This window comes from Mycobacterium sp. NGS35, assembly GCF_059812855.1.
In genome coordinates, this window is sequence record NZ_JCALDL010000002.1 from 295,928 (window position 1) to 311,255 (window position 15,328).

16 protein-coding genes are annotated in these 15,328 nt (G+C 68.0%); all 16 read left to right on the forward strand.

The annotated features are described in order from the left end of the window. The first annotated feature begins 39 nt into the window (after positions 1–39). The 16 genes from thrS (at position 40) to AC5Y4C_RS06565 (ending at position 15,301) form a co-directional block, all read left to right on the forward strand. On the forward strand, positions 40–2,082 hold the full coding sequence (thrS, locus tag AC5Y4C_RS06490) for a threonine--tRNA ligase (RefSeq protein WP_499964333.1): 2,043 nt from the start codon (positions 40–42) through the stop codon (positions 2,080–2,082). Continuing rightward, the gene (locus tag AC5Y4C_RS06495; protein ID WP_499912408.1) at positions 2,079–2,648 is read left to right on the forward strand and encodes an ATP adenylyltransferase; all 570 of its coding nucleotides are present in this window, start codon (positions 2,079–2,081) and stop codon (positions 2,646–2,648) included. The genes thrS and AC5Y4C_RS06495 overlap by 4 nt, the downstream gene beginning before the upstream one ends. Positions 2,649–2,665: 17 nt before the next feature. Then, on the forward strand, positions 2,666–3,319 hold the full coding sequence (gene pgsA / locus AC5Y4C_RS06500) for a phosphatidylinositol phosphate synthase (RefSeq protein ID WP_499964335.1): 654 nt from the start codon (positions 2,666–2,668) through the stop codon (positions 3,317–3,319). Next, the gene (locus tag AC5Y4C_RS06505) at positions 3,316–4,272 is read left to right on the forward strand and encodes a phosphatidylinositol mannoside acyltransferase (RefSeq protein WP_499948774.1); all 957 of its coding nucleotides are present in this window, start codon (positions 3,316–3,318) and stop codon (positions 4,270–4,272) included. Before pgsA ends, AC5Y4C_RS06505 begins: the two co-directional genes overlap by 4 nt. Next, a complete protein-coding gene (locus AC5Y4C_RS06510) occupies positions 4,272–5,396 on the forward strand; it encodes a glycosyltransferase family 4 protein (RefSeq protein WP_499948775.1) in 1,125 nt (374 codons plus the stop codon). The genes AC5Y4C_RS06505 and AC5Y4C_RS06510 overlap by 1 nt, the downstream gene beginning before the upstream one ends. Further along, positions 5,393–6,421: an NUDIX hydrolase gene (locus AC5Y4C_RS06515; RefSeq protein ID WP_499964338.1), complete on the forward strand. Its 1,029-nt coding sequence runs from the start codon at positions 5,393–5,395 to the stop codon at positions 6,419–6,421. Before AC5Y4C_RS06510 ends, AC5Y4C_RS06515 begins: the two co-directional genes overlap by 4 nt. A 136-nt stretch (positions 6,422–6,557) precedes the next feature. Beyond that, a complete protein-coding gene (gene pdxS, locus AC5Y4C_RS06520) occupies positions 6,558–7,448 on the forward strand; it encodes a pyridoxal 5'-phosphate synthase lyase subunit PdxS (RefSeq protein ID WP_499912399.1) in 891 nt (296 codons plus the stop codon). A 9-nt stretch (positions 7,449–7,457) separates the two neighbouring features. Next, positions 7,458–8,294: an acyl-CoA thioesterase II gene (gene tesB, locus AC5Y4C_RS06525; protein WP_499912397.1), complete on the forward strand. Its 837-nt coding sequence runs from the start codon at positions 7,458–7,460 to the stop codon at positions 8,292–8,294. Beyond that, on the forward strand, positions 8,291–8,887 hold the full coding sequence (pdxT, locus tag AC5Y4C_RS06530; protein WP_499964340.1) for a pyridoxal 5'-phosphate synthase glutaminase subunit PdxT: 597 nt from the start codon (positions 8,291–8,293) through the stop codon (positions 8,885–8,887). The genes tesB and pdxT overlap by 4 nt, the downstream gene beginning before the upstream one ends. A 149-nt stretch (positions 8,888–9,036) precedes the next feature. After that, a complete protein-coding gene (locus AC5Y4C_RS06535; RefSeq protein WP_499912395.1) occupies positions 9,037–9,792 on the forward strand; it encodes a YebC/PmpR family DNA-binding transcriptional regulator in 756 nt (251 codons plus the stop codon). 202 nt (positions 9,793–9,994) lie between these two features. Then, entirely contained in the window at positions 9,995–11,596 is a 1,602-nt protein-coding gene (locus AC5Y4C_RS06540) for a GAF domain-containing sensor histidine kinase (RefSeq protein WP_499964410.1), read from the forward strand. A gap of 95 nt (positions 11,597–11,691) precedes the next feature. Next, on the forward strand, positions 11,692–12,246 hold the full coding sequence (gene ruvC, locus AC5Y4C_RS06545) for a crossover junction endodeoxyribonuclease RuvC (protein WP_499912393.1): 555 nt from the start codon (positions 11,692–11,694) through the stop codon (positions 12,244–12,246). Then, on the forward strand, positions 12,243–12,833 hold the full coding sequence (gene ruvA, locus AC5Y4C_RS06550; RefSeq protein WP_499964342.1) for a Holliday junction branch migration protein RuvA: 591 nt from the start codon (positions 12,243–12,245) through the stop codon (positions 12,831–12,833). The genes ruvC and ruvA overlap by 4 nt, the downstream gene beginning before the upstream one ends. Continuing rightward, positions 12,830–13,894 (forward strand): Holliday junction branch migration DNA helicase RuvB, encoded by a 1,065-nt coding sequence (gene ruvB, locus AC5Y4C_RS06555; protein WP_499964344.1) that lies wholly within the window; start codon positions 12,830–12,832, stop codon positions 13,892–13,894. The genes ruvA and ruvB overlap by 4 nt, the downstream gene beginning before the upstream one ends. 24 nt (positions 13,895–13,918) lie before the next feature. Next, positions 13,919–14,554, forward strand: a complete 636-nt coding sequence (locus AC5Y4C_RS06560; RefSeq protein ID WP_499912387.1) for a hypothetical protein — start codon at positions 13,919–13,921, stop codon at positions 14,552–14,554. Between the two features lie 69 nt (positions 14,555–14,623). Continuing rightward, positions 14,624–15,301, forward strand: coding sequence for a hypothetical protein (locus tag AC5Y4C_RS06565; protein WP_499912385.1), 678 nt, complete (start codon positions 14,624–14,626; stop codon positions 15,299–15,301). Positions 15,302–15,328: the final 27 nt, after the last annotated feature.

A 15,328-nucleotide genomic window follows, 5' to 3' on the forward strand; every position in this document is an offset into this window, starting at 1 on the left:
GGTGCGCGATCGAACACTGTCGAGACTGGAGATTTCGCGATGACTGCCGCCGCACGTGTCAGCCCTGCAGCCCCGGTTCGGGTGCCTGCCGGGACCAGCGCGGGGGCGGCGGTGCGCGACGCGGGGCTGCCCGGCCGGGGCGAGCCGAACGCGATCGTGGTGGTGCGCGACGCCGAGGGCCGGTTGCGCGATCTGAGCTGGACACCCGACACCGACGTCGAGGTGGTGCCCGTCGCCGCCGACACCGAAGAGGGTCGCAGCGTCATCCGCCACTCCGCGGCGCACGTGCTGGCCCAAGCGGTGCAGGACATGTTCCCTGATGCCAAGCTCGGAATCGGGCCGCCGATCACCGACGGCTTCTACTACGACTTCGACGTCGCCGAGCCGTTCACCCCCGAGGATCTGGAAGCGCTGGAAAAGCGCATGCGCCAGATCGTCAAAGAGGGGCAGCTGTTTTCCCGCCGCGTGTACGAGTCGAAAGAGCAGGCGCGCCAAGAACTCGCCGACGAGCCGTACAAGCTCGAGCTCGTCGACGACAAGTCCGGCGACCCCGAGGTGATGGAAGTCGGAGGCGACGAATTGACCGCCTACGACAACCTCAATCCCCGTACGCGCGAAGCGGTTTGGAGCGATCTCTGCCGCGGCCCGCACATCCCGACCACGCGCTACATCCCGGCGTTCAAGCTCACCCGCAGCTCCGCGGCGTACTGGCGCGGCGACCAGAACAACGCCAGCCTGCAACGCATCTACGGCACGGCGTGGGAATCGCAGGAAGCGCTCGAGCGGCACCTGCAGCTGATCGAAGAGGCACAGCGGCGTGACCACCGCAAGCTCGGCACCGAGTTGGACCTGTTCAGTTTTCCCGACGAAATCGGTTCGGGCTTGGTGGTTTTCCACCCCAAGGGCGGCATCGTGCGCCGCGAACTCGAGGAGTACTCGCGGCGCAAACACATCGAGGCGGGCTACGACTTCGTCAACACCCCGCACATCACCAAAGCGCAGCTGTTTCATACGTCCGGCCACCTCGACTGGTACGCCGACGGCATGTTCCCTCCGATGCACCTCGACGCCGAACTCAACGACGACGGCACTGTGCGCAAACCGGGCCAGGACTACTACCTCAAGCCCATGAACTGCCCCATGCACTGCCTGATTTATCGGGCGCGCGGACGCTCATATCGGGAACTTCCGTTGCGGCTCTTCGAGTTCGGCACGGTCTACCGCTACGAAAAATCCGGCGTAGTGCACGGCCTGACCCGGGCGCGCGGGTTCACGATGGACGACGCGCACATCTTCACCACGCGTGAGCAGATGCGCGACGAGCTGGCCTCACTGCTGCGGTTCGTGCTGGAACTGCTCGGCGACTACGGGCTCACCGACTTCTACCTGGAGCTCTCCACCAAGGATCCGGACAAGTTCGTCGGCTCCGACGAGGCATGGGAGGAAGCGACGTCGACGCTGGCCGACGTCGCGACCGCGTCCGGCCTGGAGCTTGTGCCCGACCCGGGCGGCGCGGCGTTCTACGGGCCCAAGATTTCGGTGCAGGCCCGCGACGCATTGGGCCGGTCCTGGCAGATGTCGACGATCCAGCTGGACTTCAACTTTCCCGAGCGCTTCGAGCTGGAATACACCGCCGCCGACGGCACGCGCCAGCGGCCGGTGATGATTCACCGTGCGCTGTTCGGCTCGATCGAGCGGTTCTTCGCCATCCTCACCGAGCATTACGCCGGGGCGTTCCCCGCGTGGCTGTCACCGGTGCAAGTGGTCGGTATCCCGATTGCCGACGAACATGCGAAATACCTGGAAGATGTTGTGGCGCAGCTGAAATCGCGCGGCATTCGGGCCGAGGTGGATACCAGCGACGACCGGATGGCCAAGAAGATCGTGCACCACACCAACCAGAAGGTGCCGTTCATGTTGCTGGCCGGCGATCGCGACGTGGAGGCCGGCGCAGTGAGTTTCCGGTTCGGCGATCGCAGCCAGCTCAACGGCGTGCCGGCAGCCGAAGCGGTCGACGCGATCGCCGACTGGGTGAAGCGGCGCGAAAATGCCTCTCCCACAGCAGATCTGGTGAAGCCGTGAGCGAAGCGGCCGAAGGCGACAAGACTATCGTCGACCGCGGTGCCGGAGAGCCGGACCACCTGCAGCGGCTGTGGACCCCGTACCGGATGAACTACATTGCCGAGGCGCCGGTCAAGCGGGACAACGCGGCCGAGCGACCGTTCACCGACATCCCGACGCTGTCCGACGAAGAGGGCCTGGTGGTGGCCCGCGGCGAGCATGTGTACGCGGTGCTCAACCTCTACCCGTACAACCCGGGCCATCTGATGGTGGTGCCATACCGGATGGTCTCCGAGCTCGAAGACCTCACGGAGGCCGAGAGCGCGGAGCTGATGGCGTTCACGCAGAAGGCTATTCGGGTGATCAAGGCGGTGTCTCGGCCAATGGGTTTCAACGTCGGGCTGAACCTGGGCAAGGTGTCGGGCGGCTCGCTGGCCGAGCATCTGCACATGCACGTGGTACCGCGCTGGGTGGGTGACGCGAACTTCATCACGATCATCGGCGGCACCAAGACCATTCCGCAGCTGCTGCGCGACACCCGCAAGCTGCTGGCCACCGAATGGGCGAAACAGTCCGAGAAGGCGTAGCGACGGGGGGTGGACCGGTGAGCAATTTCTACCTGATGACACGCGCGGCGTACGTCAAGCTCTCGACGCCGGTGGCCAAGGCCGCGCTGCGGATTGGGCTGACCCCCGACAGTGTGACGATCATCGGCACCGCCGCCTCGGTGATCGGCGCATTGACCCTCTTCCCGATCGGCGAGCTGTGGTGGGGGGCCGTCGCCGTCTGGCTGTTCGTGCTCGCTGACATGCTCGACGGCGCAATGGCGCGGGTACGCGGCGGCGGAACCCGATTCGGGGCGGTCCTCGACGCGACCTGCGACCGGATCGCCGACGGCGCGGTGTTCTGCGGCCTGCTCTGGTGGGCGGCGTTCGGCCTGGAGAGCCCGTCGCTGGTAGTCGCCACGCTGATCTGCCTGGTCACCTCGCAGGTGATCTCCTACATCAAGGCCCGCGCCGAAGCCACCGGACTGCGCGGCGACGGCGGGCTCATCGAACGGCCGGAGCGGCTGATCATCGTGCTGACGGGTGCCGGGCTGTCGGACTTGCCGTTCTTCCCGCTGCCGTGGGCGCTGCCGATCGCGATGTGGGTGCTGGCGGCGGCGAGCCTGATCACCGTGGCCCAGCGGCTGCACACCGTGCGGTCGTCTGCGGGGGCGACCGACACCATCGAGAACCGGGAGAAAAGCGAGCCGTGATTCCGACGCCGGCCAGACCTCGGCTCATCCCCAACCGGCGCTTCAAGCTGAGCCAGCAGGTCACCGACTGGGGCTTCGCCGCCGGCTGGCGGGTGGTCCGCGCGATGCCGGATGCCTTGGCCCGCAGCACATTTGACGCCGGTGCGTTCTACGCCTCCCTGGGCGGCGGTCCCGAACAGCTGCGCAAGAACCTGGCCAGGGTGATCGGTGTGCCGCCGCCCGAGGTGCCTGACGCGCTGATGCGGGCCTCGCTCGCGTCGTATGCACGTTACTGGCGTGAGGTGTTCCGGCTGCCGTCGATGGACCACGCCAAAATCGGCCGGGAATTGTCCGTGCCGGGGATCGAAAACCTGTTCTCGGCGCTGGACGCCGGTCGCGGCGCGGTGGCAGCGCTGCCACACAGCGGCAATTGGGACATGGCCGGCGTGTGGCTGGTCCAGAACCGCGGCACCTTCACCACGGTCGCCGAACGCCTCCAACCCGAATCGCTGTATCGCCGGTTCATCGCCTACCGGGAAACGCTGGGCTTCGAAGTCCTTCCGCTGTCGGGTGGTCAGCGGCCGCCCTACGAAGTGCTGGTCGACCGACTGCGCGCCAACGGCGTGGTATGCCTGATGGCCGACCGGGACCTCACCCGCAGCGGCGTGCCGGTGGAGTTCTTCGGTGAGCCCACTCGCATGCCCGCCGGGCCCGCGCGGCTGGCCATCGAAACGGGCGCCGCACTGTTTCCCGCGCACTGCTGGTTCGAGGGCGACGGCTGGGGAATCCGCGTGAACCCGGAACTCGACGTGAGCTCTGGTGACGTCCGCGCAATCACGCAGGCGCTGGCCGACCAGTTCGCCGTCGACATCGCTGCGCACCCCGAGGACTGGCACATGCTGCAGCCGCTGTGGCTCGCGGATCTGTCCGACGAGCGACGGGCGCGGCTTGCTGCCCCGGGAGACACTTCCTGATGCGCATCGGGATGGTGTGCCCGTACTCGTTCGACGTTCCGGGCGGCGTGCAATCGCACGTCCTGCAGCTGGCCGAGGTGATGCGCGCGCGCGGCCACGAGGTGAGCGTGCTGGCGCCGTCGTCGTCACACGTCAAGTTGCCCGACTACGTCGTCTCCGGTGGCCGCGCCGTGCCGATCCCGTACAACGGCTCCGTCGCGCGGCTACGGTTCGGCCCGGCCACCCACCGCAAGGTCAAGCGCTGGCTGGCCGAGGGCAACTTCGACGTGCTTCATCTGCACGAGCCCAACGCGCCCAGCCTGTCGATGCTCGCGCTGCAGGCCGCCGAAGGCCCGATCGTCGCCACCTTCCACACGTCCACCACTAAGTCGCTGACGTTGTCGGTGTTCCAAGGGATTCTGCGGCCGTATCACGAGAAGATCGTGGGCCGCATCGCGGTGTCGGACCTGGCGCGGCGGTGGCAGATGGAGGCGCTGGGCTCCGATGCGGTGGAGATCCCCAATGGCGTCGACGTCGCGTCGTTCGCGAATGCCCCTCTGCTACAAGGCTATCCACGCCCGGGCAAGACTGTGCTGTTCCTCGGCCGGTTCGACGAGCGCCGCAAAGGCATGGACGTGCTGCTGCGTGCACTGCCAGCGCTGGTGGACAAGTTCCCGGACGTGCAGGTGTTGGTCGTCGGCCGCGGCGACGCCGACGAACTCTGCGAGGAGGCCGGTCCGCTGGCCGGCCATCTGCGGTTCCTCGGCCAGGTCGACGATGCGGAGAAGGCCTCCGCGCTGCGCAGCGCCGACGTGTACTGCGCCCCCAACACCGGCGGCGAGAGCTTCGGGATCGTGCTGGTCGAGGCGATGGCCGCGGGCACCGCGGTGGTGGCCAGCGACCTCGACGCGTTCCGCCGGGTGCTGCGCGACGGCGAGGCAGGTCGGCTGGTGGCGGTGGATGACGCCGACGCGCTGGCCGCCGGCTTGATCGAGGTGCTCAGCGACGACGCACTGCGGGAGCGCTACGTCGCGGCTGGCCGGGTCGCGGTGCGCCGCTACGACTGGTCTGTGGTGGCCCAACAGATCATGCGCGTGTACGAGACCGTCGCCGCGACGGGCGCCAAAGTCGAGGTGGCCAGTTGACCGTCTGGCTCGTCGCGGCCGCGGCGCTTTTGCTGGCGGTGGTCGTCGTCGTCGCGGTGTGGGCGTACCAGACCGCCAACCGGCTGGACCGCCTGCACGTGCGCTACGACCTGTCCTGGCAGGCGCTGGACGCCGCACTGGCGCGCCGTGCGGTGGTCGCCCGGGCGGTGGCCGCGGACGCATACGGCAACAGCGAGCGGGGGCGGCGGCTGACCGCACTGGCCGCCGCCGCCGAACGCGCGCCACGGGCTGCGCGGGAGACCGCCGAGAACGAGCTGTCCGCCGAGCTCGCGATGGTCGACACCGCGGTACTGCGGCCGGCCTTGATCGCGGAGCTCGCCGATGCTGAGGCGCGTGTGCTGCTGGCCCGCCGATTCCACAACGACGCAGTCCGCGACACCTTGGCGCTACGCGAGCGGCGTGCGGTGCGGTGGCTGCGGCTTGGCGGAAGGGCGCCGCTGCCAACGTATTTCGAGATCGCGGAGCGCGCGCAGGTTGCCGACGGCGACGACGGTGCGGTGACCGTGCGCACGTCCGCGCGAGTGGTGCTGCTCGACGAGGACGGACGCGTGCTGCTGTTCTGCGGGTCGGATCCGGCGCGCGGCGACGGCGACGCACCCACCTGGTGGTTCACGGTCGGAGGTCAGATTCGCCCCGGGGAGGACTTGCGCGCTGCGGCGGCACGCGAGGTGTTCGAGGAGACCGGGCTGCGGGCCGACCCCGCGGACATGATCGGCCCGGTGTGGCGGCGCGACGCGATCCTGGATTTCAACAATGCCGTCGTGCGCAGCCACGAGTTGTTCTTTGTGTACCGCACCAAGCGGTTCGACCCGTCGACCACCGGCCGCACTGCGCTCGAGCGCCGCTACATCCACGGGTATCGGTGGTGTGACGCTTCTGACATCGCCGCTTTGGTGGCCGCGGGACAGGCGGTCTACCCGGAGCAGCTCGCCGAACTGCTGGCCGAGGCCAACGCCGTCGCCGACACAGGTACGCAAGCGCGGGAGCCGCAGCCGATCCGCTGAGTCCTTCCGCGAGCAGGCGCTCAATCGCATCCCGTGGCCCTTGATGATGCGATTGCGTGTCTGCTCGGCGAGAAAAGCGCTGGTGCCCACCCACTAGACTGATGCGGTACCACGGGTTACCGACGGGAGAGCAGCAGTGGAGCACGGGCAGACCGGGACCGCGCGGGTCAAGCGCGGCATGGCTGAGATGCTCAAGGGCGGCGTGATCATGGACGTCGTCACGCCTGAGCAGGCCCGCATCGCCGAGGGCGCCGGCGCCGTCGCGGTGATGGCGCTGGAACGCGTGCCCGCCGACATCCGCGCGCAGGGCGGTGTGTCCCGGATGAGCGATCCGGACATGATCGAAGGCATCATGGCCGCGGTCACCATCCCGGTGATGGCCAAGGTCCGCATCGGCCACTTCGTCGAGGCGCAGATCCTGCAGAGCCTCGGCGTCGACTACATCGACGAGTCAGAGGTGCTCACCCCCGCCGACTACACCCACCACATCGACAAGTGGAAGTTCACGGTGCCGTTCGTCTGCGGCGCGACCAACCTCGGCGAGGCGCTGCGCCGGATCAACGAGGGCGCCGCGATGATCCGGTCCAAAGGTGAAGCCGGCACCGGTGACGTCTCGAACGCCACCACCCACATGCGGGCGATCAGCGGTGAAATCCGCCGTCTCGCATCGCTTTCCGACGACGAACTGTACGTCGCCGCCAAAGAGCTGCAGGCCCCCTACGAGCTGGTGGTCGAGGTGGCCCGCGCGGGCAAGCTACCGGTCACGCTGTTTACCGCCGGCGGCATCGCCACCCCGGCCGACGCGGCGATGATGATGCAGCTCGGCGCCGAGGGCGTGTTCGTCGGCTCCGGCATCTTCAAGTCTGGGGACCCCGCCCAGCGGGCGGCCGCGATCGTGAAAGCGACCACGTTCTACGACGACCCGGACGTATTGGCCCGGGTGTCGCGCGGGCTCGGAGAGCCGATGGTCGGCATCAACGTCGAGGAGATCGCGCAGCCGCACCGACTCGCCCAGCGGGGCTGGTAACCCAGCGGTATGGCAATCGAAGAGATCCTCGATCTGGAGCAGCTCGAGGTCAACATCTATCGCGGCCGCATGGCCGGTGTCGGCCCCGGTGTGCCCACGCGCACGTTCGGCGGCCATGTCGCCGGGCAATCGCTGGTGTCGGCGGTGCGCACCGTCGACCCGCATTTCCTGGTGCACTCCCTGCACGGCTACTTTCTTCGGCCCGGAGACCCCAAGGCGCCCACCGTGTTTCTGGTCGAGCGGCTGCGCGATGGCGGCTCGTTCTGCACCCGGCGGGTCAACGCGATCCAGCACGGCGAGACCATCTTTTCGATGTCGGCCTCGTTCCAGACCGACCAGAGCGGCATCGAGCACCAGGACGCCATGCCCGTGGCGCCGGCACCCGACGAGCTCGACGAGGTGCACGAAACCGACTACATCGACGCGGACGGCTGGACTCAGTTCCGTGAATGGGATCTGCGGATCGTGCCGCGCGCCAAGCTAAAGACGTTGCCGGGCAAGGCATCTCAGCAGCAGGTGTGGTTCCGGCACCGTGATCCGCTTCCGGACGACCCGGTGCTGCACATCTGTGCTCTGGCCTACATGAGCGACCTCACGCTGCTCGGGTCGGCACAGGTCAACCACCGCGCCGAGCGCAAGCATCTGCAGGTTGCGTCGCTGGATCACGCGATGTGGTTCATGCGTACCTTCCGCGCCGACGAATGGCTGCTCTACGACCAGTCGTCGCCGTCGGCGTGCGGCGGGCGGTCGCTGACTCAGGGCAAGATCTTCAACCAGTACGGCGAGATGGTGGCGGCCGTGATGCAGGAAGGGCTGACCCGCTACCCGCGCAACTACCAACCGTGAGCGATCCACGCGTCGGAGTGCTTGCGCTGCAAGGTGATACGCGTGAGCACCTGGCGGCATTGCGGGAAGCGGGGGCGGAGGCGACGACGGTGCGCCGCCGGGCTGAACTGGACGCGGTCGACGCGCTGGTGATCCCGGGCGGGGAGTCCACCACGATGAGTCACCTACTGGCGGAGTTCGAGCTGCTGGAGCCGCTGCGTCAGCGAGTGTCTGATGGCCTGCCGGTGTACGGGTCATGCGCCGGAATGATCCTGCTTGCCAACGACATCGTGGACGCGGGCGCCGACGGCCGCCGTGCTCTGCCACTGTCGGGCATCGATATGACAGTGCGGCGCAATGCTTTCGGGCGTCAGGTCGACTCCTTCGAGGAGGACATTCCGTTCGACGGGCTCGACGGGCCGGTGCACGCGGTGTTCATCCGGGCGCCGTGGGTGGAACGCGTCGGGCCGGACGTGCAGGTGCTGGCTTCGGCTGCGGGGCATCCAGTCGCTGTACGGCAGGGCCGGACGCTGGCCACCGCGTTCCATCCGGAGATCACCGGGGACCGGCGGGTGCACCGGCTGTTCGTCGACATCGTCACCGGCCGGGCATAGCGCCGCGCCGAGCGTGCGGTTTCGCATGCGACACACCGGTCAGGCCCTACGACAACGCACAGTCGCTGCGGGCACCGGCAGCGGGGCGGCGCCGGAATCGCGCCCACGTAAACTCGCAATCCGAGCTTCCGCAGTTGGAGAGGTAGTACATGAGCGGCCATTCGAAGTGGGCCACGACCAAGCACAAGAAGGCAGTCGTCGACGCACGCCGCGGCAAGATGTTCGCCCGGCTGATCAAGAACATCGAGGTGGCCGCGCGCGTCGGCGGCGGTGACCCGGCCGGCAACCCGACGCTCTACGACGCGATCCAGAAGGCCAAGAAGAGCTCGGTGCCCAACGAGAACATCGAGCGGGCCCGCAAACGCGGCGCCGGCGAGGAAGCCGGCGGCGCCGACTGGCAGACCATCACCTACGAGGGCTACGGACCCAACGGCGTCGCCGTGCTGATCGAATGCCTGACGGACAACCGCAACCGCGCCGCCAGCGAGGTGCGGGTCGCGATGACCCGCAACGGCGGCAACATGGCCGACCCCGGATCGGTGGCCTACCTGTTCTCCCGCAAGGGCGTGGTGACGCTGCCCAAGGACGGATTGACCGAAGACGACGTGCTGGCCGCCGTCCTGGACGCCGGCGCAGAGGACGTCAACGACCTCGGCGACAGCTTCGAGATCATCACCGAGCCGTCCGATTTGGTCGCCGTGCGCACTGCGCTGCAGGAGGCCGGCATCGACTACGAGTCCGCCGAAGCCGGATTCCAGCCGTCGGTCACGGTGCCGCTGGACACCGAAGGCGCGCGCAAGCTGCTCAAGCTGGTCGACGCGCTCGAAGACAGCGACGACGTCCAAGACGTCTACACCAACGCTGACATCCCGGACGAGGTGATGGCCGAACTCGACGAGGCGTAGCGGCCCGGCCGCAAACCTGCGATGGCGTCGAAGGCCTGCTGTGTGAATTCGAGGTGAGTTAAGGTAAGCGTGATCGACGACGCGCCTGAGAGGTGGGGTCGTGACGAGCAAGCGGACTTCGTCAGACTCTGATCGGCCGCGCGATCGCCTCTTCGACCGTATCCGCCAGCAGCTCGACGAGCTTCAGAACGCCCGTGACCAGATGGACATGCTGCTCGAGGCTGTCGTCGAAATCGGGTCGGACCTGAACCTGCATTCCACTTTGCGCCGGGTGATGACCGCAGCGCAGCGACTGACGGGCGCGCGCTACGCCGGTCTGGGGATCCGAAGCGCCGACGGCAAGATAGCGGAGTTCCTGCATGCCGGAATCGACGACGAGCTGGTGAAGCGAATCGGCCACGCCCCTGTGGGCAAAGGGTTGCTGGGGCTGCCGATGTACCGCAACGACACCGTGCGTATCGACGAGGTGGCGCACCACGGTGCCGCGGTCGGCTTCCCTGAGCATCATCCGCACATGCGGGCATTCATGGGAGTACCAATCACCATCCGCGGCAAGATCTTTGGCAGCATTTACCTGGCTGACGACCGGCCGGACCATGTGTTCAAAGAATCGGACGAGATCGCTGCCCGCGCGCTCGCGTCGGCAGCCGGGGTGGCGATCGACAACTCACGGCTGTTCGAACGCTTACGGGCGGCGGCGAAGTGGACGCGGGCCAGCCGCGAGATCACGACAGCGCTGTTGTCGGGAGCCGACCCTCATGTCCGCGCACTCCGGCTCGTCGCCGAGCACGCCCGGGAACTGACCGACTCCGAGCAGGCGATTGTGCTGGTTCCCGAAACGCCCGATCAGCCTGCCGCCGAAGTGGACACTCTCGTGGTCTCGACGGCCGTCGGCGTGCACTCGTCTGAGGTGATCGGCCAGCGCGTCCCGGTGAGCGAATCGACCACGGGCGCGGTATATCGCTCGGGTGCTCCAGTGATCACCGACTCGCTGCGCCACCCCATTCCGGGGTTCACCGACGTGGGCCAGCGACCGGCGATCGTGATGCCGCTGCGTGTGCAGAACACCGTGACCGGCGTCATCGCAGTGGCCCGCAACGCTCATCAGCCGGCCTTCGACGCCGTTCACATGGGTCTCATGGCCGACTTCGCAGACCACGCTGCGATGGCGTTGACGTTGGCCGAGGCCCATGAGCGCAGCCGCGAGCTCACGATCTTGGCGGATCGCGAACGCATCGCACACGACCTACACGATCACGTCATCCAGCGACTCTTCGCTGCCGGTATGGATTTGCAAGGAACACTTGCGATTTCGCGATCACCGGAGATCGCAGCCCGGCTCAACCGCACGGTGGACACCCTGCAGTCGGTGATCGACGAGATTCGCACCGCGATCTTCAACCTCCAGGTGTCTGCAGACATCAGCGGCGATCTGCGCCAGCGCATCCAGTCGGCGCTCACCAAGATGACGGAGAACACCGACCTGGCGACCACGCTGCGGGTGGTGGGTCCGTTGATTGCGATCGGTCCGCAGCTGGCCGCCCACGCCGAAGCGGTGGTCACCGAGGCGGTCAGCAACACCGTCAGGCACGCAGGGGCAGCCAGCGTCACGGTCGAAATCACGGTGGCCGACGAACTCGTCCTGGAAATCACCGACGACGGGCACGGCATACCCGCCCAAATCGACCGGCGCAGTGGGCTGAACAACATGCAGCGGCGCGCCGAACAAGTCTCCGGCAGCTGCCACATCAGCGCATGCCCGAACGGCGGAACCAAGGTTCGCTGGAGCGCGCCGCTGATCTGAACCGCGCGAACGGACACGTGTCGTTGCCCGGTCTTGTCGGGTCAACCCGCTAAGGTTTCGTCGAACAGTTGTTCGGCATCGACGGAGGGCGGCGCGTGCGCGTCATGGGAGTGGATCCGGGGCTGACGCGCTGCGGGCTGTCACTGATCGAAAGCGCGGGTGGCAAGCAGGTGATCGCGCTCGATGTCGACGTGGTGCGCACGCCCACCGACATGCCCCTGCCGCAGCGGCTGCTGGCGATCAGCGACGCCGCGGAATATTGGATGGACACTCACCACCCCGACGTGCTGGCGGTCGAGCGGGTGTTCTCCCAGCAGAACGTGGCGACGGTCATGGGCACCGCGCAGGCCGGAGGAGTGATCGCCCTGGCCGCCGCCCGCCGCGGTATCGACGTGCACTTCCACACGCCTAGTGAGGTCAAGGCGGCGGTCACCGGCAGCGGCGGTGCGGGCAAGGCGCAGGTTACCGCGATGGTCACCAAAATCCTTGCGCTGCAAGCCAAGCCGACACCCGCTGACGCCGCCGACGCGCTCGCACTGGCGATCTGTCACTGCTGGCGCGCACCGATGCTGGCCCGGATGGCCGAGGTGCAGGCACGGGCAGCCGAGCAGCGCAAGAAGTTCGAAGCCAAGCTGAAGGCGGCCAGATGATCGCATCGATCCGCGGGGAAGTCCTCGAGGTGGCCCTCGACCACGCGGTGATCGAGGCGTGCGGGGTGGGCTACCGGGTGAACGCCACACCGTCGACCTTGGCCACGTTGCGGCGCGGCACCGAGGCCCGGCTCGCCACGGCGATGATCGTGCGCGAGGACTCGATGACGCTCTACGGGTTCGCCGACACCGATTCACGCGACCTGTTCCAGACCCTGCTCTCGGTGTCGGGCGTCGGGCCCCGGCTGGCCATGGCGACGCTGGCGGTGCACGAGGCACCCGCGCTGCGGCAGGCGCTCGCCGACGGCGACGTCACCGCGCTCACCCGCGTGCCCGGCATCGGCAAGCGCAGCGCCGAACGCATGGTGCTCGAACTGCGTGACAAGGTCGGTGCCGTCGCGACGGCAGGGGCCCCCGCCACCAACGGTCATGCGGTGCGCGCACCAGTGGTGGAAGCCCTTGTGGGCCTTGGCTTTGCAGCAAAACAGGCGGAGGAGGCCACCGATGCGGTGCTGGCCGGTGGCGATGGCGCCACCACGTCCAGCGCATTGCGGGCGGCACTGTCTTTGTTAGGAAGAAGTAAGTGAGCCGCTTCGAGCCGGGCGACGACGAGGAGCGTGAGGTCTCGGCGGCGCTGACCGTCGGTGAAGGCGACATCGACGCCAGCCTGCGCCCCCGCTCACTCGACGAGTTCATCGGCCAGCCGCGGGTGCGCGAGCAGCTTCAGCTGGTCATCCAAGGCGCCAAGAACCGCGGCGGCACACCGGATCACATTCTGCTGTCCGGACCGCCCGGGCTCGGCAAGACGTCACTGGCCATGATCATCGCCGCCGAGCTGGGCTCTTCGCTGCGGGTGACGTCCGGGCCCGCGCTGGAACGGGCCGGCGATCTTGCCGCGATGCTGTCGAACCTGCTCGAGCACGACGTGTTGTTCATCGACGAGATCCATCGCATCGCGCGGCCGGCCGAGGAGATGCTGTACCTCGCGATGGAGGACTTCCGTGTCGACGTCGTCGTCGGCAAGGGTCCCGGCGCCACGTCGATCCCTCTCGAAGTCGCGCCGTTCACGCTCGTCGGTGCCACTACCCGCTCGGGCGCGCTCACCGGCCCGCTGCGCGACCGGTTCGGGTTCACCGCGCACATGGACTTCTACGAGCCGCCCGAGCTGGAGGCGGTGCTGGCGCGGTCGGCGGGCATTCTCGCGATCAGCCTCGACGTGGACGCGGGCGCGGAGATCGCCCGGCGATCTCGGGGCACGCCTCGCATCGCCAACCGGCTGCTGCGCCGGGTCCGTGACTACGCCGAGGTGCGTGCCGACGGGGTGGTGACCCGCGACGTCGCCAAGGCGGCGCTAGAGGTCTACGACGTCGACGAACTCGGGCTGGACCGGCTCGACCGCGCGGTGCTCACGGCGCTCATCCGCAGCTTCGGCGGCGGCCCGGTCGGGGTGTCCACGTTGGCCGTGGCGGTCGGTGAGGAAGCGGCGACGGTCGAGGAGGTGTGCGAGCCGTTTCTGGTGCGGGCCGGGATGATCGCGCGCACGCCGCGGGGACGCGTCGCGACGGCGTTGGCGTGGACGCATCTGGGTATGACCCCGCCCAGCGGTGTGCACGGCTTGGGCCAGGCCGGGCTGTTCGACACGCTCTAGCCGGCCTGACGGGAGGAGGCGACGGTGGACGGCACGACAGTGAGGATCGGTGGAGCGTTCGGCGTCATCTGCGCGCTGGCGATGGTCCCGGCGTACATCGTCGGATCGCCCGACGGTCCGCGCACCCCGCAGGCGGCACGCGACTATTACGACAGCGGTTCGACCTTTGTCGCCGCCAACGGCGTGGTGCCGCTGCTGCACATCTTGTTCGGGCTGGCGTTCCTGGGTGTGCTCGTGGCGATGCTGCGCCAGGCATCAGGGCCCAGCGCCGCGTCGTACACCGCGCTGGCCGGCGGCGCGTTCTTCTTCGCGCTCACCGCGGGCGGGTTCGCGGCTGAGGTGGCTTACCCGGCGGCGGTGGTGCGGTTCGGGGATGCCACGATCACGGAATTCAACGAGCCGCTTCTGACGTTGTCGACGTGGCTTTACCACTACTGCCAAATCGGTGCTGTCGCAATGATTGTGGCGACTTCGGTGGTGATCTGGCAGACGGCTGTGCTGCCGAAGTGGGCGGCCTGGCTGGGGGTGTTGGGCATTCTGCCGCTGGTGCATCTGTGGATCCCGGTGCTGGCGGCGTTGTCCAGTCTCGTGTGGATTTTCGCGATCGGCCTCGTGATGCTCTTCGCGCCGGCGCCCGAGCGGCCCTCACCTGTCGCCTGACCTGCGAAGTTACGGTTACACCCCGCCCGGATCGGGGTACTCATGGCGGATCACGACAAAGGAGACGTCATGAACGAATCGGACACCGGCGCTCCGGTGCGAGGAGCGAGGATGCGAATCCCGCGCAGCCGCGGCGCGGCAAGCGGATTTCTGCTGATTCTGTTGGGCGCGTGGGGCGCGCTGATTCCGTTCATCGGGCCGTATTTCGACTTCGCGTGGGGCACGAACCAGGAGTGGACGTGGACGTCGCCTCGCGGCTGGCTCGAAGTGCTGCCCGGCGCCGCGACGGTGCTCGGTGGCCTACTGCTGCTGAGTTCGCGCAACCGCGCCACCGCAATGCTGGGCGGCTGGATCACCGTGCTGGCCGGTGCCTGGTTCGTCGTCGGGCGTCCGCTGTCCGACGTGTTCAGGATCGGCGATGTGGGCCGCCCTTTGGCGACGACCAACGCGAAGTACGCGGCGCTGGACCTCACGTACTTCACCGGGCTGGGGGCGCTGATCGTGTTCCTCGGCGCGCTCGCGCTGGGCCGCTTGTCTATTCGCTCGGTGCGCGACGTCCAGTACGCGCAGCGGCCGATCACTCAGCCGACGCCCGTCGTGGCCGAGGGGCCCGCAGACCAGACGACAGCGACAACCGCGCCAGAGGGCGAGCGTGTCACCGCGCCGGTTCCCGCAGACCAGCCCCGGCGTCGTCGCTTCGGCGGGCTGTTCAACCGACGCCGGGAAACCACCACTACCGCCGGCTGACCGCCCCGAGCGCGAAACCACGGCTGT

What these genes read in the sequence shown, in the direction of transcription:
- thrS (WP_499964333.1), top strand. Translation starts at nt 40, where the DNA reads ATGACTGCCGCCGCACGTGTCAGCCCTGCAGCCCCGGTTCGGGTGCCT.
- AC5Y4C_RS06510 (WP_499948775.1), top strand. Translation starts at nt 4,272, where the DNA reads ATGCGCATCGGGATGGTGTGCCCGTACTCGTTCGACGTTCCGGGCGGC.
- tesB (WP_499912397.1), top strand. Translation starts at nt 7,458, where the DNA reads ATGGCAATCGAAGAGATCCTCGATCTGGAGCAGCTCGAGGTCAACATC.
- AC5Y4C_RS06535 (WP_499912395.1), top strand. Translation starts at nt 9,037, where the DNA reads ATGAGCGGCCATTCGAAGTGGGCCACGACCAAGCACAAGAAGGCAGTC.
- AC5Y4C_RS06540 (WP_499964410.1), top strand. Translation starts at nt 9,995, where the DNA reads ATGGACATGCTGCTCGAGGCTGTCGTCGAAATCGGGTCGGACCTGAAC.
- ruvA (WP_499964342.1), top strand. Translation starts at nt 12,243, where the DNA reads ATGATCGCATCGATCCGCGGGGAAGTCCTCGAGGTGGCCCTCGACCAC.
- AC5Y4C_RS06565 (WP_499912385.1), top strand. Translation starts at nt 14,624, where the DNA reads ATGAACGAATCGGACACCGGCGCTCCGGTGCGAGGAGCGAGGATGCGA.